1 pseudogene is annotated in these 715 nt (G+C 51.0%); it reads right to left on the bottom strand.

Features of this window, described 5'->3' with window-relative positions:
• Window positions 1-715, bottom strand: a pseudogene (locus J0A65_RS24815) (DNA-directed RNA polymerase subunit beta'); the annotation flags it as partial.

The following is a 715-nucleotide window of genomic DNA, read 5'->3' as shown; positions in this document are numbered from 1 at the left end:
CACGCATACCAGCCAACTGACGAATCTGAGCTGCACTACCCCGGGCACCGGAGTCCGCCATCATAAACACAGAGTTAAATGAGGGTTGCTGCTCTTCTTCACCGTCACGGTTAATAACAGTTTCAGTCTTCAGGTTGTCCATCATCGCCTTGGACACGCGCTCATTAGCCGCAGACCAAATGTCGATAACCTTGTTGTAACGCTCACCGGCTGTTACCAAACCTGACTGGAACTGGTCCTGGATCTCGGCAACTTCCGCTTCGGCAGCATCGATAATCTGGGCTTTCTCATCAGGGATTACCATGTCGTCGATACCGATAGAGGCACCAGCGATCATCGCGTAATGGAAACCTGTGTACATGATTTGGTCAGCAGCAATAACGGTATGCTTCAGACCCAGCGTACGGTAACAGGCGTTCAACAGACGAGAAATCTGCTTCTTACCCATGGCTTGGTTGATCAGCTCAAACGGCAAACCCTGTGGCAGAATCAGAGACAAAATAGCACGGCCAACAGTAGTGTCGGTCAGTGTCACTTTCTCGGTTTTGTTACCTGCTTCGTCAACTTCAAATTCTTTGATTCGAACTTTCACGCGCGCGTGCAGCTCCGCAACTTCAGTGCGGTAGGCTTTCTCGGCTTCGTGAGCGTTCTTGAACACCATGCCTTCGCCTTTGCCATTCACACGGTCACGGGTCATGTAGTACAGACCCAGTAC

Origin of the sequence: Bowmanella yangjiangensis (assembly GCF_017255015.1) — a bacterium.
In the GTDB taxonomy this organism is placed as follows: domain Bacteria; phylum Pseudomonadota; class Gammaproteobacteria; order Enterobacterales; family Alteromonadaceae; genus Bowmanella; species Bowmanella yangjiangensis.
Note: the sequence above shows the minus strand (reverse complement) of the source record. Positions and strands in the feature narration are given on the sequence as shown.